This window comes from Microbulbifer sp. YPW1 (assembly GCF_013367775.1).
In the GTDB taxonomy this organism is placed as follows: domain Bacteria; phylum Pseudomonadota; class Gammaproteobacteria; order Pseudomonadales; family Cellvibrionaceae; genus Microbulbifer.
This window is the reverse complement of record NZ_CP055157.1, coordinates 4397539-4423663: the sequence shown is the minus strand read 5'-3', so window position 1 is coordinate 4423663 and position 26125 is coordinate 4397539. Positions and strand designations below refer to the sequence as shown.

The window sequence follows — 26125 nt, the reverse complement described above, 5'->3', positions numbered from 1 at the left end:
TGGCAGTTTGCCGGGGAATACCGGTAAACTCAGGAACCATAAAACCGACAGCGACCGGATGCGATGAACGCGATTATTCGAAGACGGCCAGTGGATTTGTCCTCTGGCCGTTTTACTTCCTCTACACCAGAGATTCTGCAGCGGGTATTGCTGGGGCGCGGCGTCGCCAGCGATGACGAGCTGGATCATCAACTGACACGATTGCACAGTCCCGCTTCCATGCGCGGGGTCGAGGCGGCGGTCAACCTGCTGGTGGACGCCGTGCGCGGTCAAGAGAAAATCCTGATCGTCGGCGACTTCGATGCCGATGGGGCCACCAGCAGCACCCTGTCAGTGCTGGCTCTGGGGGCGCTCGGTGCCGGACCGGTGGACTTCCTGGTGCCCAACCGCTTTGAGTTCGGCTATGGCCTGACCCCGGAAATTGTCGAGGTGGCGCGGGAATACAATCCAGACCTGTTGATCACCGTCGATAACGGCATCAGCAGCATTGATGGGGTGGCCGCCGCGCGCGAAGCGGGCCTCAAGGTCATCGTGACCGATCACCATCTTCCCGGCAGTGAGCTTCCCGACGCGGATGCCATCGTCAATCCCAACCAGCCCGATTGCGACTTCCCGAGCAAGAATCTCGCTGGGGTCGGTGTCATTTTCTATCTGCTGAGCAGGCTGAAAAGTGTATTGCAGGCCCGGGGATGGTTCGAGGAAGCCGGTATCCCCGCGCCCAATATGGCGGAGTACCTGGACCTGGTGGCGCTGGGTACCGTGGCGGATCTGGTGCCACTGGATCACAACAACCGTGTGCTGGTGCATCAGGGGATCGCGCGAATCCGCGCCGGTCGCTGCCGTCCGGGTATCCAGGCGCTAATGGATGTGGCGGGGCGGGATCGTGCGCGCCTGTCGACCACGGATATCGGGTTTATTCTGGGGCCGCGTATCAATGCGGCGGGTCGCCTGGACGATATCGGTACAGGCATCCGCTGTCTGTTGACCCGGGACCCGGAAGAAGCCCGCGAGCTGGCGGCGGAGCTCGACAGTCTCAATCGCGATCGCAAGGCGATCGAGGCGGGCATGCAGCGGGAGGCAATGGCGGCACTGGAAAAACTGCAGCTTGCGGAAGAGGGTTTGCCCTGGAGCCTGTGCCTGTATGACGGCGCCTGGCACCAGGGAGTGGTAGGGATTCTCGCCAGCCGTATCAAGGAAAAATTCCACCGTCCGGTGATCGCGTTTGCCGATGGTGACAATAATCTGATCAAGGGGTCCGCGCGTTCTATTCCCGGTTTGCATATTCGCGATGCGCTGAGTGATGTGGCGGCGACCCACCCGCAATTGATCAGCAAATTTGGCGGCCACGCCATGGCTGCCGGGCTGAGTTTGCCGGCGGAAAACCTGCCGGCGTTTACCGAGGCTTTCGAGCGGGCAGTGCGCCGGCGTCTCAATGAGTCGCAATTGCAGGCGGTGATAGAGACAGATGGCGAATTGCAGCCACAGGAGTTCTCCATGGAGACCGCGGCGATACTGCGCGCCTGTGCACCCTGGGGGCAGGCGTTCCCGGAGCCGGAATTCGATGGCGAGTTCCTGCTGTTACAGCAGCGTATCGTCGGCGAGCGGCACCTGAAAATGGTGGTTGCACCCGTGGCCGCGCCACAACAGGCGCTGGATGCTATTGCATTCAACATCGATACGGACTTCTGGCCGGCCCAGGTGGAGAAAGTCCAGCTGGCATTCAAGCTGGATATCAATGAGTTTCGCGGGCGGCAGTCCTTGCAGCTGATGGTCAGCCATATCCATCCCCTCTGAGCATCATCAGCGGGTTTCCCAAATTATTTCTATCAGCGGGCGCGATGGGTGTGCCCGCTACTTCCCGGTGAGTGGTATGAATCAAAAACAGGCGAGAGCCGAGCTTCTGTTATTACTGGCAGCACTTTTCTGGGGCCTCGCGTTTGTGCCGCAGAAAATTGCCATGGAGCATATAGAGCCGTTGGCGTTCAACGCGTGGCGGTTCTTCCTGGGCGGGCTTTTGCTGGTCCCCATTGTCTACTGGCTTTCTTCGCGCCGGGATGTACAGCCCGGCGAACAGGACGGCACACCGGTAAGCCATCGCTGGCGTAAATGCCTGCCGGGCGGCGCTGTGCTTGGTTTCTGGTTGTTTCTTGGTGCGGCATTGCAGCAGGCCAGCCTGTTGTATACCACGGCGGGAAGGGCAGGGTTTATTACCGGGTTCTATCTGTTGCTGGTGCCGGTTATCGGTTTGTCCCTGGGCCACAGGACCAACCGCTGGACCTGGGGTGGGGTGGCCCTGGCACTGATTGGGCTGTACTGGCTTGCGGACTTCTCCGAAGAGGCGCAGTTGATCGGCGACCTGATGGTGTTTGCCAGTGCCTTTGTGTTTGCGATACAGGTGCTCTCTGCGGACTATCTGGTACACCGCTACGATGCGCTGCGACTGGCTGCAATCCAGTTTCTGGTGTGTGGGGTACTGTCTGCGGTGGCTTCACTGATGGTGGAGCAGCCTACCGTGCAGGCGGCCTGGGATGCCGCCTGGCCGATTGCGTACATGATGATCTTCTCCACCGCGATCGCCTTCACTTTTCAGCTGCTCGGGCAGCGCAATGCGGCTCCGTCCCACGCTACGGTGATCATGAGCCTGGAGTCTGTGTTTGCCGTGGCCGCGGGCTGGCTGTTCCTGAATGAAATGCTGAGCGGGCGCGAGCTGATTGGTTGTGGCCTGATGCTCGCTGGCATGTTCGTCAGCCATTTTGGGAACCACCAGGGCACCCATCACTGACCCGGATGCAATTGAGGAGTATCGAATGCTGGACTGGTCTCTGCTCGCACTGTTTGTGCCGACGTTTTTCTTTGTCTCCATAACCCCGGGAATGTGCATGACCCTGGCGCTCACCATGGGAATGGCGTTTGGTGTGCGTCGGACCTTGTGGATGATGCTCGGTGAATTGTGGGGTGTGGCGCTGGTGGCCATTGCTGCGGTGCTCGGTGTCGCCGGTTTCATGCTCAAGTACCCGGCAGCTTTTCAGGTGTTCAAATACTGTGGTGGCGCCTATCTGGCGTACCTGGGCATCCAGATGTGGCGTGCGCGCGGGCGCATGGTTCTGGTAGAACCCTCGAGTGGTGAGCAGCCGGCAATTCCCCGATGGTCCCTGGTTAGCCAGGGGTTTCTCACGGCGGTGGCAAACCCCAAGGGGTGGGCATTTTTTATCGCGTTGCTGCCGCCATTTATCCATCAGGGGAAGCCGCTGTTGCCGCAGATGGTGGTACTGTTGTGTATCATTCTGGCGCTGGAGTTTATCTGTATGCTGATCTATGCCAGTGGCGGTCGCACTTTGAGTCGCTTGCTGCACCAGGGTGAAAATGTGCGACTGATGAACCGGATTGCCGGCACATTGATGCTCGGCGTCGGTGGCTGGCTCGCGCTAAGCTGAAACATGCAGGTTTCGCGCACGGGCGGGAGAGCCTGAGAGTTCGGTAAAGCGGGTTTAGAAATGGAAATTCGGCAAAAGGAGAGCTTTATGTGTCATACATGGCTAAGAGTCGCCATTGCGGCCGTGTGCTTGATGGCGATCGGTGGGTGTGATTCTTCGCAAAAGCAAGCGCCGGAAACTCAGTCTAAAAGCGAGACCTCAAGCGGGTCTGTAGGTGAGCAGAAGCCCGAGGGCGGGGCAGAGCAGCCCGGACAGGATGCGGCGGGCGCAGACGCTGGTGCCAGTCAGCCTGTGCAGGACAATCAGAGCCTGTGGGTGATGGAAGCGCGGGGTAACAAGCAGTGCGAAGGCGGCGGCAAAAGCCTCGCTGCCAGTGGTGCAGAGCTGGCGCAGAATGGCATAAGGGTGCAGGAATCCCGCTGCGCAGTGCGAACCGATCGCATGTATCCCGCGGTATGTGGTGGTGCCACCGGCGACGTGCTGATGCATCGGATACCCGCCAGCTTCCTCGACGCGGCGCTGGAGCTGGGTTTCGATCCGGCCAAGGAAGGCCAGTACCAGTTTACCGATTGCGCGCAGGCAACCTCGGGCAGTGCGCCGCAGCAGCGCTAGCCCGGCTGCCGTCTTGACCTTCCCCTTACGGTAACCTCCAGAATTTCTGCAAATGGACAGGATTGCTGTGAGGAGTTCACCATGAATATTTCACAAGCGGCCCAGCGTGCGGGGCTTACGGCAAAAGCGTTGCGGTATTACGAGTCGATTGATCTGCTCGTACCGCAGCGCAATCCCAATGGCTACCGGGAGTACAGCCAGTCCGATGTGGCTACGCTGCAGTTTATCCAGCGCGCCCGGGCCTGTGGCTTTACGGTTGAGGAGGTACGGGAGCTGTTGGCGCTGTATCGAAACCCCGATCGACGCAGTCACGATGCCAAATTGCTGGTGGAAGAAAAGCTGCTACAGGTTGAGCAGCAGCTGGAAAGTCTCAGGGCGATGCGCAGCAGCCTGCGAGGGCTCGCTGACGCCTGTGCCGGAGACGACTCGCCCAAATGCGGCATTCTGGATCATCTCGCCAGCGGCGAATAAAGCGCTGGCGCGTGGATATATGGCCGTTCAGAAAGACGGTTGCCAGCCCGCCAGAATGCGATCGCGGGTATAGGTTTCCGCTTCCGCATCGCTCAACTGACGTCGCTGGGGGTGTGGCTTGGCGCCGGGGCCGTGGCTTTGATACTCGAAGAATCGCGCACTTTCCGGTGTGAATACCGTACTTTTACTGCCGTCTCTACTGGTGCCGCGCATGGACGCCCAGCCGTCTGCAGTGATGTGGTCATCCATGTAGGAATTGATAAACACCGCGGCACCAATGGCATCCGGGTCCGCATAGCGGCCATCGGGGAAGGTCGTCGTGGGGTGCCAGGGGCGTCCAAGCGGAGATGAGCTGGCGGGCACACCCGGTGCCTTCAGCAGCCTGCAGTTTAGAAATACCAGTCCGAACGCGTTGCTGATATCGGTGCTCGGTGCCGTCACGTAACCCACATTTTCCCGTTTCGTACCCCGCGGGCGCGTCACGATATCGCTGTCCTCGAACAGTGCCTGCCCTGCGCCAAAGATAAAATCCACGTTGCCTTCGATCACGCTGTCCACGAAGTAACTGCGTCCTCCCTGGACAAACAGCGTGTCCTGATAGCCCAGCAGGCGCACATTGCGAAACGCGGAGCGATCGCTGTTAACGCCGGTTTCCAGCGCGACCGCCTGTGTGCCATTGATCTTGTCGGTATGATCTTTGGGCAGGGCATCGGTGGCGAGAAAGTCGAAACTGTTTTCAATGGTCAGGTTTTCCGCGCGGAAGTCCTTTGCTTCCACTGTCAGTGTCGCGGTGGCAAAGGTACCCATCGTTACGCCCGAGCCCGGTTCGGCATCGGGGGCCGGCATACCCGCGTAGTCACCGTAACTGATGACCGTCTTGTCGCGGTCGGCGCCAACCAGGTGCACGTTGGGTTTATCTACCAGTACTTTTTCCCGGTACTGCCCGACAGGGAGATAAATTACGTACGGTTCATCGCCCTGCGCTGGAGCCTGTGCCAGGGCCTCCGCGATGGTGGGGTAGCTGGCCAGTGCGATATCCCCGGATGTGGCCGCAACTACCGCGTCGTACTTCCGCTGCTGGGCCTCCGTACAGCCAGAGACCGCGAGGACTGCCAGTAGGCGCACAAGGCCGGTTCGCGCCCGGGAGAGCATAGGGACACCACTCGACAAGCGAGAAGCAAGGGTGGGGGAAGGGTAGGTGTTCGTCGCCATGACATCAGCTCCGTTCAAAAATTGGTCTGATCGTTATCATTTTTGGTCAGGCCATTCTAGCGCTGTCGCCGCCGGCGTCTCAAGATGCCATCGCGTCTACACTGGACATCGGCCAGCGACTCGAAGGCAGTTGCGGCCAAACACCTGCGCCGGTGGCTTGCCCCCTTATTTCTCGGGGCTGCCTGAGGTAGAATGCGCGCCCGATTTAACCGACAGAAGCCGACGCATCTATGGAAATCAATCCGCTTCTCAACCAGCTGAAAGACCTCGAAGAGCGCACCGACGTTCTTAGGGGGTATCTTTGACTACGCTGGCAAGAAAGAACGCCTGACCGAAGTCGAACTGGAACTGGCCGAGCCCAGTGTCTGGGACGACCCCGACCGCGCCCAGGACCTGGGTCGCGAACGCTCCTCCCTCGAAGCCGTGGTAAAGACCATCGATGACCTCGACAGTGGCATCAGCGACTGCCGCGAGCTGCTCGACATGGCCGTGGAAGAGGACGATGAAGATTCCGTAGCGGAAGTCGCCAGCGAACTCGAAGGCCTGCAGCAGCAGCTGGAAACTCTCGAGTTCCGCCGCATGTTCTCCGGCGAAACCGACGCGAACAACGCCTATCTGGATATCCAGGCCGGCTCCGGCGGCACCGAAGCCCAGGACTGGGCCGAAATGCTGCTGCGCATGTACCTGCGCTGGGGCGAAGCCCACGGCTTCAAAACCACCCTGGAAGAAGCCTCTGCTGGCGAAGTTGCGGGCATCAAAAGTGCCACCATCCACTTCCAGGGCGAATACGCCTTCGGCTGGTTGCGCACCGAAACTGGCGTACACCGCCTGGTACGGAAATCCCCGTTCGACTCCGGCAACCGCCGCCACACCTCGTTCACCTCCGTTTTCGTCTCTCCCGAGATCGACGACAACATCGAGATCGAAGTGGACAAATCCCAGGTGCGTGAAGACACCTACCGCGCCTCCGGTGCCGGTGGTCAGCACGTGAACAAAACCGACTCTGCCGTGCGTTTGACCCATATCGAATCCGGCATCGTCGTTGCCTGTCAGAGTGAACGCTCCCAGCACCAGAACCGCGATAAAGCCTGGAAGATGCTGCGGGCAAAACTCTACGAGCAGGAAATGCAGAAGCGCAATGCCGAAAAGCAGGCGATGGAAGAGAGCAAATCCGACATCGGCTGGGGCAGCCAGATCCGCTCCTACGTACTGGACGACCAGCGCATCAAAGACCTGCGCACCAGCGTTCAGACCAGCAACTGCCAGGCAGTGCTGGATGGGGACCTGGATCAGTTTATTGAAGCGAGCCTGAAGGCAGGCCTCTAAGGTCTAGTTTGCTTTCGTATCCTGCTAACGAAGTAATTTGGTAGGAAGCGAAGGGCAAGTGCCGGGGATTAAGTTTCGAAAGCGTCGGCGACAGGGACGTCGCCGACGCAGCGTACATGGACGTATTTACAGCGGTTTTACCGGGCACGTCCATGTGCCTGGCCCTTCGGCCAGCTTCGCTGTATTAAATTGCTCCCGGCAATTTAATCGAAACGGAATAGCCGATGTTCCGCCGTCACGGACTCCAACCAAGAACTCCCGAGAGTTACGAAGTCCGAAACACACCTAAAGACATGTGATAGATCATGAGCAACACACCAACTCAGCAAGACGAAAACAAACTGATCGCCGAGCGCCGCGCCAAATTGAGTGCCATGCGCGAGAAGGGCAACGCCTTCCCGAACAGCTTTCGCCGCGAAAACCTCGCCGCCGACCTGCAAAAAGAGTTTGGTGAAAAATCCAAGGAAGAACTGGAAACCGAAGGCAATACCGCCTGCGTTGCCGGCCGTATCCTCGCCAAGCGCGGCCCCTTCATGGTCATCCAGGACGTCACCGACCGCATCCAGCTGTACGCCGACAAAACCGCGCAGAAAGGCATCAAAGAACGCTGGGGCACCTGGGATATCGGCGACATCGTCGGTGTAAAAGGCCAGCTGCACAAATCCGGTAAGGGCGACCTTTACGTCAACTGCGAAGAGTACAGCCTGCTCACCAAAGCCCTGCGTCCGCTGCCGGAGAAATTCCACGGCATCGCAGACCAGGAAATGCGCTATCGCCAGCGCTACGTGGACCTGATCGCCACCCCGGAATCCCGCGACGTATTCCGTATTCGCTCCGAAGTGATCAGCTACATCCGCAGCTACCTGAATAACAACCACTTCATGGAAGTGGAAACCCCCATGTTGCAGGTCATTCCCGGCGGTGCCACCGCGCGTCCGTTTGTGACCCACCATAACGCACTCGACATCGACATGTACCTGCGTATCGCGCCGGAACTCTACCTCAAGCGTCTGGTAGTCGGTGGCTTTGAACGCGTGTATGAAATCAACCGCAACTTCCGCAACGAAGGTCTCTCCACGCGCCATAACCCCGAGTTCACCATGCTCGAGTTCTACCAGGCGTACGCGGACTACAACGACCTGATGGATCTCACCGAAAACATGATCCGCGGCATCTGCACCGACGTCCTTGGCAGCACCACCGTCAATTACCAGGACAGCAGCTATGACTTTGCCAAGCCGTTCGACCGTATCAGCGTGTTCGACTCGATCCTCAAATACAACCCGGAACTGAAAGCCTCCGATATCGACAATATTGAGAGCGCTAAGAAGGTTGCGCAAAACCTGGAGATTCCGCTCAAGGATATCTGGGGGCTGGGCAAAATCCAGATTGAAATTTTCGAGAAAACCGTTGAGCACCGTCTCGACCAGCCGACCTTCATCACCGAATACCCGACCGAAGTTTCGCCACTGGCGCGTCGCAACGACGATAACCCGTTCGTGACCGATCGCTTTGAATTCTTCGTCGGCGGCCGCGAAATCGCCAACGGGTTCTCCGAGTTGAATGATGCGGAAGATCAGGCAGAGCGCTTCAAAGCGCAGGTGGCTGAGAAGGATGCCGGTGACGATGAAGCCATGCACTACGATGCCGACTATATCCGCGCGCTGGAATACGGACTGCCGCCGACCGCTGGTGAAGGTATTGGTATCGATCGCCTGGTAATGCTGTTGACCAATTCTCCTTCCATTCGCGACGTACTGCTGTTCCCGCATATGCGCCCGGAAGTTTCTGCAGAGTAAATTTCACGGAAAGCGCTGCTCGCGAAACCAAGAGCCAGCAAAAAACAAAAAAAAGGCGATGGTCGGTGACCATCGCCTTTTTTGTGGATGTAAGGGAAGCTGCCAGCGCTAGCCGCGAATACCGAGCGGGCCCGCGGGGAGATAGATGGTTTCCGGGGCCGAGCTTCCCTTGCGCTGAATCTCCACCTCGACCGAGGTCCCGGGCTTGGCCTGGTAGACCTGGGTGCGCAGGTCGCCCATATGGTAGATACGCTCGTTGTTGTAGCGGATTATTTTGTCGCCGGGTCGCAGGCCCGCCTCATGCGCCGGCGTGCCGTCCAGCAGGTCGCCAATTTCCATTTCCGTTCGCCCGCCAAAAGCCTGCAGGTACTGTTCGAATTCTGCATCCGTCAGCTCATTCTCGAATACCCGGCGCGGGTTGCTGTAGGTCTGCATCTTTTCCTGCAGGGCCTTGGCCTCCGGCGAGCGCTTGTCCTTCATGTGGTGGTATTCGTAGCTGAACTGCATCTGTTCATACTGAATACGCTCCTGCTTATCCACGATAAAAGCGGCGCGCTCGGGACTGAATCCCTCTTCGGTAAGCTGGCGGATCTGGTTTTCACGCATGCGATCGTAGCGGTTCTGGTGATGGTTTTGCGGCGGTTCGCTGGAAACCATATCGTGCTGCGTGGAGGCGATACCTGCGTGCCGGGTCCCTTCTTCCCCCTCGCCGGGCTCGAATCTGCTGTTCAGTTCATTGACCAGCTCCAGCAGTTGCCCCTGAATTTTCAGGGTCTGTTCGAGCGTCTTTTCCAGTTGTTGTACCCGCTCTCCCAGGTTTCCCTTGGGCGCGCCGGGCTGGCTAGCAAAAATTGCTGGTGTGGAGGGGGAGTCAGAACCTATCCACTGGCCTACGGCCGCGCCGACTGCGAGCAGGGACAGGGCCGCCAGGGGGAGGGTGTATTTGCGCAACATCATGGGGTCACCAATCGACTTCGGTTTGCCGTTAGTAGCAAATTATAGGAGTACCAGGTGATTGGGTAGTTCGTTCTTGATGGTCGTGGCGGGGGCGGCTTCCTCGAGTAGTTCACCACATTTTTCTACACAGTGCACAAAGGCCTCGCCAGTTTTGCCCTTTTTGACCTCGTGAATGAAATTCTCAACGATCTCCTGCCAGCTCTCATTGGTAATCTGTTCCGCGAGGCCGCGGTCGGCGAGAATTTCGACATAGTGCTCTGCCTGGGAGACAAAGATCAGTAGCCCCAGGCGGTGCTTGGTACTGTGGAGCTCGTGTTCGAGAAATTGTCTGCGGGCAAGATTGGAGGCGCGCCAGAAACGTACTTTTTTCGGCACCAGCTTCATGGTGAGCGGTCGCCAGCGGAACAGCACTGCGAGCACGATGAACAGGATCCACTGCAGGGTGAATGCCTGCTGGTATTCGATCCACCAGGGCAGGAACTGCATCAGAGGCGCGAGCAACAGGGACAGGAATGCGGCCCACAGGGTCGAGATATACAGGTAGTTGTCGGACTGGCGCGCGAGCACCGTAACCACCTCGGCATCGGTGCGCGACTCTACCTCCTTGATGGTTTCGGTAAGTTTGCGTCTTTCGCTTGCATTGAGCATCGTCATATTCCGTGTGACCCTGGTCTGTATTACCAGCCGCCGGAAGCGCCGCCGCCGCCAAAGCCGCCTCCGCCTCCGCCGAAACCACCGCCAAAGCCGCCACCACCACCGTAGCCGCCGCCAAAACCGCCGCCGCCATAGTAGCCGCCGTAGCGCCCGCGGCGGTAATTGCTGCCCCCGGCGGGCGCGCCGAGTACCGATGCGCCAAATATCTGCAGCATGACAAACAGCAGGAAAATACCGACCAGTAGCGCGAGCCGGCGGTTCTCGTTGGACTCCGTAGACTCTGCTACATATTCATTTTTGATCGCCGCGATAATGGACTCGACGCCCGCGGTCACGCCGCCATCAAAATTGCCGTTGCGGAACTGGGGCAGGATTTTGGTATGGATGATATTCGAAGACAGGGCATCGGTGAGTGCACCTTCCAGCCCGTAACCTACCTCGATACGCACCTCGCGTTCCGCCGGCGCCACGATCAGCAGGGCGCCGTTGTCCTTGTCCTTCTGGCCGATTTTCCAGTGTCGGCCCAGCTGGTAGCCGTATTCTTCGATCGTTAGCCCCTGAAGGTCGGGAAGGGTGACCACGACGATCTGGTTGGAGGTTTCTTTCTCCTGCTGTTGCAGCATCTCTGTGAGCTGATAGCGGGTGCTTTGGCTCAACAGGTTGGCAGTGTCCACCACGCGCCCGCTGAGCGGCGGGAATTTGACTTCGGCAACCGCAAAGCCGGCCCACACAAGGGCCGGACAGAGGATCAGAAGTAGGGCGATCCGTCGGATCGTCATGCAGGGCCCCGCTGGTTACTGGAAGTCGACTTCAGGCGCCTTGTCAGCATCCTGGCTGGTAGCCTCGAAGGTATCGCGAATGGGCATGTCGCTGTACAGGATGCTGTGCCAGATACGCCCCGGGAAGGTGCGGATTTCGCGGTTGTAGCGTTCCACCGCGGCGATATAATCCCGGCGGGCCACACTGATGCGGTTTTCTGTGCCTTCCAACTGGGATTGCAGTGCGAGGAAGTTCTGGTTGGCCTTGAGATCCGGGTAGCGTTCCACCACCACCATCAGGCGGGACAGGGCGCTGCTGAGTTGGGATTGTGCTGCCTCAAATTGCTGCAGCTTGGCCGGATCGTTAATGATCCCGGAATCTACCTGCATCGAACTTACCTTGGCGCGCGCCTCGGTAACCGCTTCGAGGGTTTCCCGCTCGTGCGCGGCATAGGCTTTGACGGTTTTCACCAGGTTGGGAATCAGGTCTGCGCGGCGCTGGTACTGGTTCTGTACCTGGGCCCAGGCGGCCTTCACATTTTCATCGTAACTGGGAATATTGTTGATGCCACAGCCGCTCAGGCCGAAAACCAGTAGTGAGAGCAGCAGGGTTTGCCACAGCCGGCGCAGGGAAAAATTCGGTTTGCCTGAGAGTGCAGAATTCATTCCATTCATCCATGTTGGTCCTGAACAAGACAATAATAGTCTCCAATCTGTCGGCATCCGGCAAGTTCGTCCTGCCAACCTAATCAGAGAGCAGTAATGGCATTAAAAGCTACCATATTCAAAGCCAGGCTTCAGATCGCCGATATGGATCGGGATTATTACGGGGAGCATCTGCTCACCGTGGCGCGGCATCCGTCCGAAACCGATGAGCGTATGATGATCCGCCTGCTGGCCTTCGCCCACAATGCCAGTGAGCAGCTGGAATTTACCCGCGGGCTGTCCAGTGACGACGAAGCGGACCTCTGGCAGCACAGCCTCAGCGGTGAAATTGAAACCTGGATTGAAGTCGGGGTGCCTGCGGAAGATCGCGTGCGCAAGGCCTGTGGCCGCGCGCAAAACGTCATGGTATATGCCTACGGGCAGCGCACCGCCCCGGTGTGGTGGCAGAAGATGGAATCTGCCTGCGCCCGCTTCGACAATCTGCAGGTGTTTTTCCTGCCCGCCGAACAGTGCGCACAACTGGCGGCGCTGGCGGAGCGCAATATGGATTTGAGTGTCACCATCCAGGATGGGCACCTCTGGCTGGCCGCCGCCGACCAGAATGTAGAAGTCCTGCCCCAGCGCTGGAAATAAAATTTTCATGTTGCCCGCACAGCTGCGGGCGCTTTGTCGACCAATTTGAAGTTAGTAATTTGTAAGTGGAGCCAGATAATGCCTTCTTTCGATATCGTATCCGAAGTAGATAAACACCAGTTGACTAACGCGGTGGACCAGGTGAATCGCACCATCACCAATCGTTTTGATTTCAAGGGCGTGGATGCCGAAGTGGAAATGTCGGACTTTGCGCTGACGCTCCGCGCCGAGTCGGAAATGCAGGTGACCCAGATGGTGGATATGCTGCGTGCGGCCCTGATCAAGTGTGACATCGATCCGTTGGCCATGGACGTGGGCGACGAGGAGCAATCCGGCAAGCAGGTGAAAGTTGCGGTCACCCTGAAAAATGGCCTCGACAAAGAGCTGGCAAAAAAGATCGTCAAGATCATCAAGGAGGAAAAGCTCAAGGTGCAGGCGTCTATTCAGGGCGACCAAGTCAGGGTAACCGGCAAGAAGCGAGACGACCTGCAGCAGGTGATCGCCATGTTGCGGGGTAAAGAGCTGGAGCAGCCGTTGCAGTTCAATAACTTCCGCGACTGAGTCATTTCCCGACCTCGACCAGATGCGATTGCGCGGGGGATAGTTTGCCAGTTCTTACCAGGTTCATACGCCGCATGTGTAGCAGCGCAGTCGTGGGTGTGGGCATATTGACGGCGCTTGCTACCGGAGCCTCGGTAGGGGCATCGAAAGTTCCGGATATCGGACCGGTACCGGTGATGCCCGCGCAGTTACTGCACGCCTGGTGGATCGATGGCAGCGAAGGGCTGGATGTCTCCGGCCTGAGTTTCTGTAACGGCGATCTGCTCGCGGTTGCGGACAAGTCGTCCGAGCAGATCTATCGGCTTTATCCCGAGCCCGGACGCAGGTCTGTGCAACTCTCCTCTTTCGCGAACTTTTCCCGTCCACCGCTGCCCGGCGATCAGCCGGTTACGGCAAAGGCGCGGGCACTGCATTACGCGAGCAAATCACTCAGCATGGATTTTGAAGGGATTACCTGTGACGACACGGGCATTTACCTGTTGAGTGAGCGGTACAATCGTATTGCCCGGCTTGATCTGAAGGATAACGCCGGGCACTGGTTGCCCGTGCGCTGGTCCGAGTCCGCGCGAAAGCGCGGCTTTCTGCAGCTGTTCAACGCAGAGAGCGAAGGTCTGGTCAAGGTTGCCGACGATTTCTGGGTGGCGTTGGAGCGGGAACCGCGCGGGCTGCTAAAGCTTGCAGCGGGCGACCGTGTCGGGCAGCGATTTTATCTGGTGCCAGCGGTGCCTGGCCTGGACTTTCGCGGTCGCTCGGAAGACCTGACCGCGCTGGCTTATTACGACGGGTCGCTATTTACCCTGGAGCGCAATGCGTTTGCAGTGTGTCGGCGAGACATCGATACCCTCGAAGCGGACTGGTGTATTCAGTACCGGCATGTGGAAGAGGGGGAAGAATACGCCTATCGCAAGACCCGGTTCGGCAAGGGCGAAGGGCTTGCGGTAAACCGGGACGGGATTTTCGTGGTGCTAGACAATAACGGTGTGACGCGCGCGGCCGCGCCGCAGGATAGCCGTGGCCTGCTCATGCAGCTGGCGTTTCCTGCCGCGCCCGGCGAGTAAGGGGTGGTTCAGTGCATGGATTACTAGTGAGGTCGCTGTGAGCGAGCGCGATCTTGAGCTGTTGCTGAAAGAGGTGCGCGGCTGTCGATTGTGCGAAGAGTACCTCCCCCTGGGGCCCCGACCGGTTTTGAGTGCCGCGCGCTCGGCAAAGTTATTGATTGTCGGGCAGGCGCCGGGCACCCGGGTCCATGAGACCGGCATCCCCTGGAATGACCCGTCCGGTGATCGGCTGCGCGACTGGTTGCAGGTGGACCGCGATACTTTCTACGATGAATCTCGCATCGCCATCGTACCCATGGGCTTCTGTTATCCCGGACGCGGCAAGGGCGGAGACCTGCCGCCGCGGCCGGAATGCGCACCTGCCTGGCACCGCCAGCTACTTGAGCAGCTGCCGAATATCCGGCTAACCCTGCTGATCGGCCAGTATGCCCAGCGCTACTATCTGCCGCACTGGTATGGCAGCATTACCGAAAATGTGCGCCACTATGCGGATGCGCTGCCTCACAGCCTGTTTCCGCTGCCGCACCCCAGTCCTCGCAATACCCTGTGGTTGAAACGCCGCCCCTGGTTCGATGAGGAAGTGGTGCCGGCGCTGCGCACTCAAATTCACAAATTTTTATAGAAGTTATCCGGCTGAAACCGAGCGCGGTTTCCAGTCGATTGAAACTGGATGATCAGGTTATGCAGGCTCCGGGCAATATCAAAATTCACCCCAGTTGGTTTTCTGTGTTGCAGCCGGAATTCAATAAGCCGTATATGGCAGAGTTGCGACAGTTTCTGCTGGAAGAGAGGCAGGCGGGGAAAAGCATTTTTCCCCCTGGCGGGCAGATTTTCAACGCCTTTAATTCAACGCCGTTCGATCAGGTAAAAGTGGTCATTCTGGGGCAGGACCCCTACCACGGTGCGGGTCAGGCACACGGCCTGTGTTTTTCGGTCATGCCGGGCGTGCGGGTTCCGCCGTCCTTGAAAAACATCTACAAGGAACTGCAGTCGGATCTGGGTATTGAGCCGCCCAATCACGGATGTCTGCAGCCCTGGGCGGAGCAGGGGGTACTGTTGTTGAATGCGACCCTGACCGTTGAAGAGAGCAGGGCGGGCGCCCACCAGGGGCGCGGTTGGGAGCAGTTTACCGACGCCGCGGTACATGCGCTGGCGGAGCAGCGCGAGGGCGTGGTGTTTATCCTTTGGGGTAGCTACGCGCAGAAAAAAGGCAGTTTCATCGATGGCCGCAAGCACCTGGTGTTGAAAGGCCCCCATCCATCTCCATTGTCCGCGCACCGGGGATTTTTCGGTACCCGGCCATTTTCCCAGACGAATAGCTACCTCCAGCAGCGGGGTGAAGCGCCCATCAACTGGGCGCTGCCAGCAGCCAGTGAGCTGCGCCGGGTAGCCGTGGAAATTGGATAGCGCGGTTTATATCGCTTGCGTCAGGTAAGTGGGTCGGCATCCGCGTCGTAGGGCAGTTCCTGTAGCTCGAGTACGCGTCCGTCTTTGAGCTGCAGTGGTTCGCCATCGGCCACTTTGCTTTTGGTGAGTACCGCCAGCACCTCGATATCTTCTCCAGAGCGACACGCCTGCACCAGATTGCCGATACTTGAGCTGCCACCCGGGATGAAAATTTCGTCGCCGGGCTGCGGCAGCGACTTTCCATCAATTGTCGCCCGATACATGCGTCGCTTGGCGGCGCCCAGGTATTGCATGCGTGCAACCACTTCCTGCCCCGTATAACAGCCTTTTTTGAAACTTACCCCGCCCAGCAGGTGCAGGTTCAGCATCTGTGGGATAAAGCTTTCGCTGGTGGCATGGTGTACTTGTGGCAGCCCGGACTCGATCAACTGCTGTTGCCATTTGTTGTAGCTGCCGGCCACTGCGGGGCCTGCGGTCAACTTCTGCCACAGGTCCGGCGCCTGTTCAGTGGGAAGTTGCACGACTACATTGCGCTCGCTCACACAGACTGCAAGAGCGCGGTGGCCATTGTGATCGAAGGTGCGTAGTTGGCCGGGTACCAGGTCGGACTCGGTACTGTTCGACAGATTCAGCAGCTGGCTGCAGGCCGGGCCGGCATCGCGGCCGACGAGGCCGAACCAGTGCTGCTGGTCGCTGATGTCGGTCAGTTCGGCCTTGAAGAAGACCGAGTATTTCTTTAACGCGGCAAGGGCAATGGCGGTCAGGTCTCGAGGCAGGAACAGGACAAACTCGCTCTGGTCAATTTTCAGTGCGTGGAAGGCGCTGATCATACGTCCCTTGGGGTTGCAGTGGCTGCCGAGTGTTAGGTGTTCGTCGGGCAGGTTTACCAGATCGCAGGTGAGCTGCCCCTGCAGAAACTTCTGGCTGTCGGGTCCGACAATGGAAATGGCGCCCATTGGGCTCAGGTCGATCAGCTGCAAGTCGGTACTGGTGCCAGTATCGAATTCGGCTGCGCCGTCAATCCATTGGGCTCCCTGGCTGCTGAGATAATCCTGCCACTGCTGTTGATCCATGCTGAACTTACTACCTTTGGCGCTGTTTCGTGTGGTGCAGTATCTGGGGTTTTGCCGCGGGATTTCAACTACCGGTATACTGCGGGCAATTCGCAACTTGGCTTTGAGAAAGAAGTATGGATCGCAACCGTCTGTTTTGGGCCAGCCGCCGCGGCATGTTAGAGCTGGATCTGGTACTGCTGCCGTTTCTGGAAAATGTTTACGAGACGCTTTCCGAAGAGGACAAACAGCGTTATGTCAGGCTGCTGGATGAGCAGGACCAGGACCTGTTTGCATGGTTCCTGCGCCGGGAAGATCCCGAGGATCCGGAATTGAAGAAAATCGTGCAGATCATCCGTGACAACACCGGTCTGCAGGACTGATCCCTCTGTTCGCAGCGCGGCCTCCGGCTTTCGGGTAAGGGATGGCGCTGCGAAACCCTCCCGATCACCTGGTGAACGCAGTGCCAGGCTGGCCTGTGACTTCACACCGTCCCGCGTCCTACAGACGTCTCTGGTATTGCTCGCGATCCAGAGCTGTCTGCTAGTTGGCTTCTCCCGTCTTCCCTGGATGTTTGTTGCCCTGATGATCCCGGCGATCCTGGCATTTGCCCTGCTTGAATGGCGACGCCTGCTGCGTGGTGTCGGACGGCTGTCCACCGCCGAACGACGCTGGTACTGGCAGGCCAGGGGGGGAGCCAGGCGGGAGTTCAGGTTCACTGGTGAACTGACATTGTGGCGCTGGTTGATCGTGATCAACGGCCGCGATCTCGACGGCCGTCGAGTGCGCCTGGTTTTGTGCCGGGATAGCGCCGACGCCGATGACTGGCGCCGGTTGCTGGTGGCACTGCGTTTCTCTCGCTAGCGCGGCAAGGGGTGGATCAAGCCTGGCCGGGCAGGTCGATAAACGGCCGTTGGTTGGCGAAGTTCTCCGGTACCAGAATGGTATCCATGGCCAGTTCCCGCAGGCCCGGATAGTCCAGGGAATAGTGCAATCCGCGACTCTCACGCCGGTCGAGCGCGGAGCGGATGATCAATTCAGAAACCACCGCCAGGTTGCGTAGTTCAATAAGGTCACTGGTGATCTTGTAGTTGGCGTAGAACTCGAGAATTTCCTGTTGCAGCAGTTTCACCCGGTGTTCGGCCCGCAGCAGGCGTTTGCGTGTGCGCACGATGCCGACAAAGTCCCACATGAACCGCCGCAGTTCATCCCAGTTGTGTGAGATAACCACGTCTTCATCGGAGTCGGTGACGCGGGAAGCGTCCCAGGCCAGTGCCGGTCGCGGTGCGGATATTTCACCCAGGGTCGCGTCGATGTGCATGGCCGCGGAGCGCGCGTAGACCACGCACTCCAGCAGCGAATTACTGGCCAGGCGATTGGCGCCGTGCAGTCCGGTGAAGGTGGTTTCGCCGATGGCGTAGAGCTGGTCCAGGTCTGTGCGACCGTTCTGGTCGACCATCACACCGCCACAGGTGTAGTGGGCTGCAGGCACCACCGGAATCGGCTCCCTGGTGATGTCGATGCCGTACTCCAGGCACTTGCGGTATACCGTGGGGAAGTGCTCGCGCACGAAATCCGCGTCCTTGTGGGAGATGTCCAGATACAGACAGTCTGCCCCCAGGCGTTTCATCTCATGGTCGATCGCGCGCGCGACGATATCGCGAGGTGCCAGCTCGCCGCGCTTGTCGAAGCGGTGCATAAAGCGTTCGCCGTTGGGCAGCTTCAGCTGCGCACCTTCGCCGCGCAGTGCTTCGGTAATGAGCATCGATTTGGCTTTCGGGTGGTACAGGCAGGTGGGATGGAACTGGTTGAATTCCATATTCGCCACCCGGCAACCGGCGCGCCACGCCATGGCAATTCCGTCGCCGCTGGCGCCGTCCGGGTTGCTCGTGTACAGGTAAGCCTTGGCGGCGCCACCGGTGGCGAGTACCACCGCGCGGCCCTGGAAGACCTCAACTTCCTCGGTTTTTTTGTTGTAGACATAGCTTCCGGCGCAGCGGAATCTGCCCGTGGCAGAATCCGGCTGACGGATCAGGTCGAGGGCAATATGGTGTTCGAAACAGTCAATATTGGGCGTGTTGCGCACCCGCTCGATCAGGGTGCTGTGCACCGCACGGCCAGTGGCGTCGGCACTGTGGATGATGCGTCGCTGGCTGTGTCCGCCTTCTTTGGTAAGGTGGTAGTCGCCGTCGTCCTCGCGGGTGAAGTCCACCCCCTGGTTGATCAGCCAGTGAATGGCGTCCCGGCTGTTTTCCACGGTAAAGCGCACCGCGTCCGGGTGGCAGAGTCCGGCACCTGCATCTAATGTATCGGCTATGTGGGCTTCGACCGAGTCCGACTCGTCCAGTACCCCGGCGATACCGCCCTGGGCAAACCAGGTGGAGCCATCGCGCAGGCGTTGTTTGGAGAGCAGGGCCACGCGGTGGCGCGCAGCCAGGTGCAGGGCCAGGGTGAGGCCTGCGGCGCCACTGCCGATAACCAGCACGTCGTAGTCATAGTGGTTCGTGTGGGCCGTCTCGCCGGTGCTGGTTTTGATGCTCTCGTCGGTGCTCAAGGGTAATTTCGCCTCTTCGCTCATGGAGTTTTATTCGTGTTGAGGGGCGCGTAGTATACGCCATCTTCAAAAATTACCGATTTGTCAGGAACTTATGACCAAATTTCGGTGTCTTGGACACAACAGAATAATCCTGGACTCCGGGCGGAATTGCCCCGGGGCCGCGGTTGGGAGTAGGGGATGACAGGGCAACAGGCGTCACCGAGTGACCGCCAGCTGGTAGAGCGGGTTCAAAAAGGTGACAAGCGCGCCTTCGACCTGCTGGTGCTGAAGTATCAGCACAAAATCATGGCCGTGGTCAGCCGGTACATCAATGATCATGCAGAAGTAAACGATGTGGTACAGGAGGCCTTTATCAAGGCCTACCGGGCATTGGGGAACTTCCGTGGTGAAAGTGCCTTTTATACCTGGATGTACCGTATCGCCATCAATACCGCCAAGAATTATCTGGTTTCCCGCAGTCGTCGCCCCCCATCTTCAGATGTGGATCTGGAGGATGCCGAGTTCTATTCCGGCGCCGACCTCCTGCGGGATAACGAGACCCCAGAAAACCAGCTTTTTCGCGACCAGCTTGAGGCTACCGTGCACCGGGCTATTCGGGACCTGCCGGAAGATCTCCGCTCCGCAGTGACGCTGCGCGAGATGGAAGGGTTGAGCTATGAGGAAATCGCCGAGGTGATGGGATGCCCCGTAGGCACCGTGCGTTCCCGTATCTTCCGCGCCCGAGAGGCTATTGACCGGGCGGTCCAGGCCGCCATGGCGGGCGAGCCTGAGCCGGTGGATGGGCGCGGCTAATATTTAGTCAGTTTTGTTTTATTGAGATCGCAGTTTCGAGGTTCTGGATCTAACCAGACGGTATGACCGGGACGACAGGTAAAATTTTCGACGAATTCACACAAATTTTGCCTGCTGGATAAAACTTTTTTGTCAGAGCCCGGTCTCAGAAACCAACACACAGGGCGTGAATTTCACGCTCACTGGATTGCACTTAAAGAGGGTTGACCCGTATGTCCCACGGGAATCATCAACAGCGTTTGAATGAGTCGCTATCTTCCCTGATGGATGGCGAGGCCTCCGAGCTGGAGATTCAGCGCCTGCTAAAGGAGAGCGAAGCCTCTGGCGGCGATCTCCAGCAGCGCTGGTCGCGCTATCAGCTGGCGGCCAATGTCATCCGCGGTGAACAGGTGGCGCCGGTAGATCTCGGTCTCGCAGCCAGTATTTCCGCGGCAATTGCCGATGAGCCGTCGCTGGCGGAGTCGGCACAGCCCGCTTCAGCCAACGATGCCGGCAACAGCGCGGCACGCAGCCGCTGGTGGCGGCCGCTGTCTCGCGGTGCAGTTGCTGCTACGGTAGCATTTGCTGCAGTGCTGGGAGTGCAACAGATACAGTCCCCGCAGCCTGATGGGGAGCTGGTAGCCGAAGTGGAGCGCCCCGCGCAGCAGCCGGTGCAGTCTGTGCCGATGCCCAGTGGATTTGCAATGCCCTCGCTCAATACGCGTGCAGTAAGCACCGCGCCGCAGCTGGTCCCGGATCAGCGTATGGGGCCGTCACCCCAGGTTCAGGTGATTCCTTCTCCAGAGCTGATGCGTCACCTTAACCGGGTTATGATTGAGCACTCGGAGCAGGCCGCCCGGGTGGGCAGTCAGGGGATGGTGCCCTTTGCGCGGGCCACCTACGGTGAGCGTCCGGCAGAGTAGGTCAGTAGAGTAAGGTCGGAGTAGAGAAGTCGGGGCGCCTGATTGTGCGCCCCCAAGTTATTGAGCTCCCGGTATAAGAAATGAACATGGCGAAAGTTTTCAGTTATTCCGCCCCCAAAGCCAACAGCTCGCTGTTGGCTTTTTTGCTGTTGGCGATGTCTCTCCACGTACCTCTGGCCAGTGCCCAAAGTACTGACCGGGGAGGGGAAAACCCCAATTCGCGTGAGAGCGCGCAGACCGAGTCATCCGCGCCAGGCGCGGAGGAGCCGGTCTATGTATCACCGGCAACGGAGCTGGAGACCCAGGCAATCCTGGCCAAACTCGCCACTGCAGTGACAAGTCTGGAGTACCGCGGGCTGGTTACCTTCGAGCATGTGGGGGTGATGGAAACCCTGGAAGTGGTACACGGTGTGCGCAACGGTGAAGAGGTGGAGCGGATTCGCTATCTCACAGGGGCTCCGCGGGAGCTGGTGAGTCGTGGGCACGGCGCCCAGTGTCGGCGAGATGGCAGCCCGCTGTCTCGCGCGGGGCTCTGGAGCAGTAGCGGTCTGCAGAATGTTCAGAACAATTACCAGTTTTTGATCCGCGGTGAAGAGCGCATCGCGGATCGTGAAGCGGTCGTGCTGCAGGCGCGTCCGCGGGATCCGCATCGCTTTGGTGTGGTGATCAGCGTCGACAAGGAAACCGGGTTGCCGCTCAAGTCTATTCTGGTGGCGCCCGCCGGTCGTGTGCTGGAGCGTTTCCAGTTCGTCGAACTCGATCTCTCCCCCATTGAAGACAGTGATCTGCAGCCGCAGTCCGATTCGGCGCGCGAGAACGATGGTTCCGGACATTGCGGGAGCCTGGTGAGCCGCTGGCACCTGGGCTGGCTGCCGCCCGGTTTCAAGGCGGTTGCAGCACGTGAGCTCGCGGATGGTGAAATGCTGGTGTACAGCGATGGTCTCAGTGCCTTTACCGTGTTCGTACAAAAGCTCGGGCCGGAAATGAATTACAAAGGGCGCGCGGTACGCGGGGCTACCGTCGCCTATATGGATCATATTGAAGTCAATGGTGATCGCTATACCATTACCGTGGTGGGCGAGATTCCTGACAATACTGCTCAGTTAGTCGCCCAGGCCGTGGCTACCAGAAATTGATCTGCGGCCTCCCGTATTTAACCAGCGAACCAGAGCAATGATTGAAGAGCGAGGCAGGGTGGTGGCCCTGGACGAAAGCGGTATCTGGGTGGAAACCGTGCAACGCAGCGGTTGCCACAGCTGTGCCGCCAAGTCTGGTTGCGGTACGGGGCTCCTCGGCGATTTCTGGACAAAGGCGTCGCAGGTACGAGTTTCGGTGGCGCCTGAAACCCTCCGTCGCATCCAGCTCCACGATACCGCGGTCATCGGTATTGCCGAGAATACCCTGGCGAGCGGTGCACTGCTTGTTTATCTGGCGCCACTTGTGACGCTGGTTCTGGGTGCGCTGGCAGGACAAGCGCTGGGCGGTGTATCAGGTGGTGAGCTTTGGGCCATTCTCGGTGCCCTCGGCGGTTTCCTTCTGGGTGCAGTGTGCGTGCGCCTGTACAGCCATTTGCAGCGCAACAATCCGGCGATGGCGCCGCAGTTTTTGCGCCTGGAGCAGGGGAAGCCCTGTGTAATTCCTGTTACTCCCTTGCCCTGACACTTCATTTGCCGCGCTCCCAGCGCGTCCTCATCTTTTCCCTCCCGATTTCTTTATCGACCCGCAAGTGCCCCCGGTGGGCTTTTTCGCCATTACCCCCGCTGTGTGCAGATAACTTTCTACACTGAAGGCTGACCTGTGCGGTGTGCTGCCGATGAGGAGCGTATGGATGTTTGAAGGGCGTTGCTATGCCGAGCGTTGGCCCCTGAGGACGGCTTTTGTCATTTCCCGCGGTGCGCGCACCGAGGCTGAGGTAGTTGTGGTGGAGCTTTCGGCGGAAGGGGTGACCGGTATTGGCGAGTGCACGCCCTATCCGCGTTATGGAGAAAGCGTCGAGTCGGTGCTGGCGGAAGTGTCTTCGGTGCTGCCGTCCCTGCGCGACGGGCTGACCCGCGAGCAGTTACAGGAAGTGATGCCCGCAGGGGCCGCGCGCAATGCCGTTGACTGCGCGCTGGAGGACTGGCAGCAACAGAAATCCGGACGCGGGTTTGGCGGCCCTGCGTGGCTGCCCACAGTGCAGACACTGGTGGTCGGGGATGCCGACGCCATGGCGCAGGCGGCGCAGGCGGCAGCGGATAGTGGTGTGTCGGTGCTCAAGTTGAAGCTCAATCACGAGCGGGTGCTGGAACGGGTAGCGGCCGTGCGCGCAGCCGCTCCGGAATGTCAGCTGGTGATCGATGCCAATGAATCCTGGTCGGAAGACGGCCTGCCGGCGCTGTGTGAATCCCTGGCGGAGCAGGGAGTGGCGATGCTCGAGCAGCCACTGCCCTCGGCGGAGGATCAGTATCTGGCGCAATTTACGCACCCGCTGCCGATTTGTGCGGACGAAAGTTGCCACACCCGCGCGGACCTGCCGCGGTTGCTGGGGCGCTACGATATGGTGAATATCAAGCTGGACAAGACTGGCGGGGTCCGGGAGGCGTTGTTGCTGGAGCAGGCGGCTTCGCAACAGGGGTTCCAGATAATGCTCGGCTGTATGCTGTGTACCTCCCGGGCGATCCGGGCTGCCTGGCCTCTGGGCAGCAGTGCGCGCTTTGTGGATCTCGATGGCCCTACCTGGTTGGCCAAGGATGTCGATCCACTGCGTTTTGCGGACGGTCGGGTCTACTGGACGTGAGCACTTGAGATAGTGCGTTGCCGGCTAGGGCGCAAGTCGCAGTAAGTCGGTCATGACTGCCAGATATTCCTCGCTGGCCACGTCTGCAGAGATGGGCGGATATTCCAGGGTGATACACGGGTACTGATGCTCTGCGCACCAGGTGCCGAAGGAGCCGGGCGTCTGGTAGCCGAGTTCGGTGACCAGCGGCAGCTCGAATCGCTCTGCCAGCCACTGCCCGAGGGGGCTCTGCAGGGGGTCTTCGACACAGGCGAGGGGTTCGTGGATGGAGATCATCCACGCAGGCTCGAGTTCGGTCACCAGGCGGCACAGGGCCTGGGTTTCCGGCTCCGAGCCGGCGCGGGTGCCCGTAGAGAGATACACATCGCGTTCGTCCGCGGCGCTGTTCCAGCGGTATACGGTGCCATCGGGCTTCCAGTTGATGGTGGCAAAGTTGCGGTTGAGGTCCACGCCGCGGGCATTGGAGCGGGTTCCCAGCTGGCAGCCGTCGGGATTGACCGCGAGGATCACATGGTGACGTAGTTGTCCGGCCTCCAGCGAGCGCAGGGCGCAGGACAGGGTGACCACTGCAGCGACCTCGTCGCCGTGAGTGCCGGCCATCACGATGCCGGTGTTTTCATCGCAGATGTCCGCCGGGAAATAGAACAGCGGTGCGCCCAGTGCCGACTGCCCATACTGGAGTCGTTGGGTGCGGAACAGACCTCGCTGGGTGCGGGGGCGCAATGTGGCGCTGGCAGGCGTCTGATGGGATTGTGTCATGAAATCCTTAACACTGTTTTACACTCGGTTGTGAGAACTTTTCCACGAAATTCCTAACTAACAGTGTGGTACTGGCCGACCGGCATTGCCCGGTAGCATAGGTCAGCAGAGACACCTGTCACGGATAACACCAAGTGATAACCGCGCAGGTGACCTTTCGGAATGCACTTTTTTGAATATTAGTAAAAGCGCTTATCAGGGGTAATACAGATGGTTGCACGCTACTCGCAGTTTTTGCTTGCACTTTGTTTTCTTGTCTCGGCCGCCGCTAGCGCGCGCGGCCTGCCGGAACTGACGGACCTTATCGAGCAGAACTCCCCGGCAGTCGTAAAAATCAATACCGTGGAGCGCAGCCGCGTTGCACGCAACGCGATTCCTCCGCAGTACGAACAGCAGATTCCGGATATCTTCCGCCATCTGCTGGAGCCTCGTCAGCGCCAGCAGCGGCCTGTGGCCAGTATGGGGTCGGGATTCATCATCTCAAAAGATGGCTATGTGGTCACCAATAACCATGTAGTTGATGGTGCCGACGAGGTGCGCGTTACCCTTACAGACCGCCGCGAGTACGACGCCAAGGTAGTGGGTACCGACCCGCGCTCCGACCTGGCGCTGCTCAAGGTGGATGCGGATGGTCTGCCCACGGTGCGCTGGGGAGATTCCGAGCGGGTCAAAGTGGGCGAATGGGTGGTGGCGATCGGCTCGCCGTTCGGCCTGGATTACTCGGCCAGCGCGGGCATCATCAGTGCCATGGGGCGCAGCATTCCCAACGAGAGCCGCGAAAACTATGTGCCGTTTATCCAGACCGACGTGGCTATCAACCCGGGTAACTCCGGCGGTCCACTGTTCAACCTGGATGGCGAAGTGGTAGGCATCAACTCCCAGATTTATACCCGCAGTGGCGGCTCTATCGGCTTGTCGTTTGCGATTCCTGCGAGCCTGGCCCAGGACGTAGTCGCGCAGCTGAAAGAGAAAGGGCGTGTGGATCGCGGTTGGCTGGGTGTAGGTATCCAGGACGTGGACCGCAAACTGGCCACCGCCATGGGGCTGGGTAAGCCGTCCGGTGCGCTGGTGGGCCAGCTCGAGGCTGGATCTCCGGCGGACCAGGCTGGCATCAAGGTCGGTGACATCATTACCCACTTCGATGGAGAGAAAATCAACATGTCCGGCGACCTGCCGCATGTAGTGGGGCAGATCCGCCCCGGTTCCGAAGTGCCTGTGGTCCTGATGCGCGAAGGCGATCAGCGCAAACTGAAGGTGCGCGTGGGTGCGCTGCCCGGCGATGACGATGGCCAGCAGGCGTCCAGTGCGCCGGCCAACTCCGATGTGGGCGGCCGTCTGGGGCTGGTGGTGGATGAGATTCCGGAGAGCCTCAAGCAGCGCCTCGGCGTGGAAAGTGGCGTACTGGTCAAGCAGGTGGTGCCCGGTAAGGCTGGCGCCAACGCGGGCCTGCGCGGCGGCGATATCATCGCCCAGCTGGGTTTTGACCAGGTAGAGTCTCTGGCGGACTATCAGAAAATCGTCAAGAAACTGCCCAAGGGTGAGCTGCTCCCGATCCGCTTCTTCCGCGGCGGCCAGCCCACTTTCCGCACTATCCAGATCGAGGAGGATTGAGATCGGTGAGCGGACGGGCCCCGCAGTACACGGGGCCCATCAATGGCCTGTAGCCCTTGAATTACCGGGGCTCCGCGCAGATCGGATGCACTTTTCCTGCAACCTGTTAGACTTGCGCCCACAGCGCG

Annotated in this window: 28 protein-coding genes; 20 read left to right on the top strand and 8 right to left on the bottom strand. The window is 59.3% G+C overall.

Features of this window, described 5'->3' with window-relative positions; translation table 11 throughout:
- Positions 1-63 precede the first annotated feature (63 nt).
- The 5 genes from recJ to HUW35_RS18010 all read left to right on the top strand — a co-directional run bounded on the left by recJ (position 64) and on the right by HUW35_RS18010 (position 4517).
- Positions 64-1794 (top strand): single-stranded-DNA-specific exonuclease RecJ, encoded by a 1731-nt coding sequence (gene recJ, locus HUW35_RS18030; protein ID WP_181253590.1) that lies wholly within the window; start codon positions 64-66, stop codon positions 1792-1794.
- A gap of 76 nt (positions 1795-1870) precedes the next feature.
- Positions 1871-2782: a DMT family transporter gene (locus tag HUW35_RS18025; protein ID WP_181253589.1), complete on the top strand. Its 912-nt coding sequence runs from the start codon at positions 1871-1873 to the stop codon at positions 2780-2782.
- 25 nt (positions 2783-2807) lie between these two features.
- Entirely contained in the window at positions 2808-3434 is a 627-nt protein-coding gene (locus tag HUW35_RS18020) for a LysE family translocator (RefSeq protein ID WP_181253588.1), read from the top strand.
- A gap of 87 nt (positions 3435-3521) precedes the next feature.
- Entirely contained in the window at positions 3522-4046 is a 525-nt protein-coding gene (locus HUW35_RS18015) for a hypothetical protein (protein WP_181253587.1), read from the top strand.
- A gap of 81 nt (positions 4047-4127) precedes the next feature.
- A complete protein-coding gene (locus tag HUW35_RS18010) occupies positions 4128-4517 on the top strand; it encodes a MerR family transcriptional regulator (protein WP_181253586.1) in 390 nt (129 codons plus the stop codon).
- Between the two features lie 27 nt (positions 4518-4544).
- On the opposite strand, the gene HUW35_RS18005 is transcribed toward HUW35_RS18010, so the two are convergent.
- The gene (locus tag HUW35_RS18005) at positions 4545-5729 is read right to left on the bottom strand and encodes a pectinesterase family protein (RefSeq protein WP_219932620.1); all 1185 of its coding nucleotides are present in this window, start codon (positions 5727-5729) and stop codon (positions 4545-4547) included.
- 230 nt (positions 5730-5959) lie between these two features.
- On the opposite strand from HUW35_RS18005, the gene prfB reads away from it, so the two are divergent.
- A protein-coding gene (prfB, locus tag HUW35_RS18000; RefSeq protein ID WP_181253585.1) for a peptide chain release factor 2 occupies positions 5960-7055 on the top strand; the annotation gives its coding sequence in 2 pieces (ribosomal slippage) (positions 5960-6031 and positions 6033-7055; 1095 coding nt in all).
- Between the two features lie 305 nt (positions 7056-7360).
- On the top strand, positions 7361-8854 hold the full coding sequence (gene lysS / locus HUW35_RS17995) for a lysine--tRNA ligase (protein ID WP_181253584.1): 1494 nt from the start codon (positions 7361-7363) through the stop codon (positions 8852-8854).
- A gap of 108 nt (positions 8855-8962) precedes the next feature.
- On the opposite strand, the gene HUW35_RS17990 is transcribed toward lysS, so the two are convergent.
- From HUW35_RS17990 to HUW35_RS17975, 4 genes are read right to left on the bottom strand one after another with little or no spacing between them, the layout of a single operon-like run.
- A complete protein-coding gene (locus HUW35_RS17990) occupies positions 8963-9811 on the bottom strand; it encodes a PDZ domain-containing protein (protein WP_181253583.1) in 849 nt (282 codons plus the stop codon).
- A 39-nt stretch (positions 9812-9850) separates the two neighbouring features.
- Positions 9851-10459, bottom strand: coding sequence for a TPM domain-containing protein (locus HUW35_RS17985; protein ID WP_255463377.1), 609 nt, complete (start codon positions 10457-10459; stop codon positions 9851-9853).
- 29 nt (positions 10460-10488) lie between these two features.
- On the bottom strand, positions 10489-11244 hold the full coding sequence (locus tag HUW35_RS17980) for a YgcG family protein (RefSeq protein WP_181253581.1): 756 nt from the start codon (positions 11242-11244) through the stop codon (positions 10489-10491).
- Positions 11245-11259: 15 nt separating this feature from the next.
- Entirely contained in the window at positions 11260-11889 is a 630-nt protein-coding gene (locus HUW35_RS17975) for a LemA family protein (RefSeq protein ID WP_181253580.1), read from the bottom strand.
- 96 nt (positions 11890-11985) lie between these two features.
- Here HUW35_RS17975 and HUW35_RS17970 point away from each other — a divergent pair, with 96 nt between their 5' ends.
- The 5 genes from HUW35_RS17970 to ung all read left to right on the top strand — a co-directional run bounded on the left by HUW35_RS17970 (position 11986) and on the right by ung (position 15548).
- Positions 11986-12522, top strand: coding sequence for a YaeQ family protein (locus HUW35_RS17970; RefSeq protein WP_181253579.1), 537 nt, complete (start codon positions 11986-11988; stop codon positions 12520-12522).
- A gap of 78 nt (positions 12523-12600) precedes the next feature.
- Positions 12601-13083: a YajQ family cyclic di-GMP-binding protein gene (locus HUW35_RS17965; RefSeq protein WP_181253578.1), complete on the top strand. Its 483-nt coding sequence runs from the start codon at positions 12601-12603 to the stop codon at positions 13081-13083.
- Positions 13084-13157: 74 nt separating this feature from the next.
- A complete protein-coding gene (locus HUW35_RS17960; protein ID WP_181253577.1) occupies positions 13158-14141 on the top strand; it encodes a hypothetical protein in 984 nt (327 codons plus the stop codon).
- Positions 14142-14178: 37 nt separating this feature from the next.
- The gene (locus HUW35_RS17955) at positions 14179-14763 is read left to right on the top strand and encodes a uracil-DNA glycosylase family protein (RefSeq protein WP_255463376.1); all 585 of its coding nucleotides are present in this window, start codon (positions 14179-14181) and stop codon (positions 14761-14763) included.
- 59 nt (positions 14764-14822) lie between these two features.
- Entirely contained in the window at positions 14823-15548 is a 726-nt protein-coding gene (gene ung, locus HUW35_RS17950; protein ID WP_181255785.1) for a uracil-DNA glycosylase, read from the top strand.
- A 20-nt stretch (positions 15549-15568) separates the two neighbouring features.
- Here ung and HUW35_RS17945 read toward each other — a convergent pair whose 3' ends face one another.
- Complete coding sequence (locus HUW35_RS17945) at positions 15569-16621, bottom strand: folate-binding protein YgfZ (RefSeq protein WP_181253576.1); 1053 nt, start codon at positions 16619-16621, stop codon at positions 15569-15571.
- A 116-nt stretch (positions 16622-16737) separates the two neighbouring features.
- On the opposite strand from HUW35_RS17945, the gene HUW35_RS17940 reads away from it, so the two are divergent.
- Both HUW35_RS17940 and HUW35_RS17935 read left to right on the top strand, forming a co-directional pair.
- Positions 16738-16983, top strand: coding sequence for a succinate dehydrogenase assembly factor 2 (locus tag HUW35_RS17940; RefSeq protein WP_181253575.1), 246 nt, complete (start codon positions 16738-16740; stop codon positions 16981-16983).
- The gene (locus tag HUW35_RS17935; protein WP_370464605.1) at positions 16958-17464 is read left to right on the top strand and encodes a protein YgfX; all 507 of its coding nucleotides are present in this window, start codon (positions 16958-16960) and stop codon (positions 17462-17464) included. Before HUW35_RS17940 ends, HUW35_RS17935 begins: the two co-directional genes overlap by 26 nt.
- A gap of 16 nt (positions 17465-17480) precedes the next feature.
- On the opposite strand, the gene nadB is transcribed toward HUW35_RS17935, so the two are convergent.
- Complete coding sequence (gene nadB, locus HUW35_RS17930) at positions 17481-19178, bottom strand: L-aspartate oxidase (protein ID WP_255463374.1); 1698 nt, start codon at positions 19176-19178, stop codon at positions 17481-17483.
- Between the two features lie 156 nt (positions 19179-19334).
- Here nadB and rpoE point away from each other — a divergent pair, with 156 nt between their 5' ends.
- The 5 genes from rpoE (at position 19335) to ycjG (ending at position 23627) form a co-directional block, all read left to right on the top strand.
- Complete coding sequence (gene rpoE / locus HUW35_RS17925; protein WP_181253573.1) at positions 19335-19949, top strand: RNA polymerase sigma factor RpoE; 615 nt, start codon at positions 19335-19337, stop codon at positions 19947-19949.
- Positions 19950-20161: 212 nt separating this feature from the next.
- Positions 20162-20851 (top strand): sigma-E factor negative regulatory protein, encoded by a 690-nt coding sequence (locus HUW35_RS17920; protein ID WP_181253572.1) that lies wholly within the window; start codon positions 20162-20164, stop codon positions 20849-20851.
- 86 nt (positions 20852-20937) lie between these two features.
- On the top strand, positions 20938-21987 hold the full coding sequence (locus HUW35_RS17915) for a MucB/RseB C-terminal domain-containing protein (protein ID WP_181253571.1): 1050 nt from the start codon (positions 20938-20940) through the stop codon (positions 21985-21987).
- 37 nt (positions 21988-22024) lie between these two features.
- On the top strand, positions 22025-22510 hold the full coding sequence (locus tag HUW35_RS17910; RefSeq protein ID WP_181253570.1) for a SoxR reducing system RseC family protein: 486 nt from the start codon (positions 22025-22027) through the stop codon (positions 22508-22510).
- 169 nt (positions 22511-22679) lie between these two features.
- Complete coding sequence (gene ycjG / locus HUW35_RS17905) at positions 22680-23627, top strand: L-Ala-D/L-Glu epimerase (RefSeq protein ID WP_255463373.1); 948 nt, start codon at positions 22680-22682, stop codon at positions 23625-23627.
- Positions 23628-23651: 24 nt separating this feature from the next.
- Here ycjG and mpaA read toward each other — a convergent pair whose 3' ends face one another.
- Positions 23652-24386 carry a murein tripeptide amidase MpaA gene (gene mpaA / locus HUW35_RS17900; RefSeq protein WP_181253568.1) on the bottom strand — a complete coding sequence of 245 codons (735 nt, stop codon included), beginning with the start codon at positions 24384-24386 and terminating at the stop codon, positions 23652-23654.
- Between the two features lie 210 nt (positions 24387-24596).
- Between mpaA and HUW35_RS17895 the strand changes: the two genes are divergently transcribed.
- Positions 24597-25997, top strand: a complete 1401-nt coding sequence (locus HUW35_RS17895; protein ID WP_181253567.1) for a DegQ family serine endoprotease — start codon at positions 24597-24599, stop codon at positions 25995-25997.
- Positions 25998-26125 lie beyond the last annotated feature (128 nt).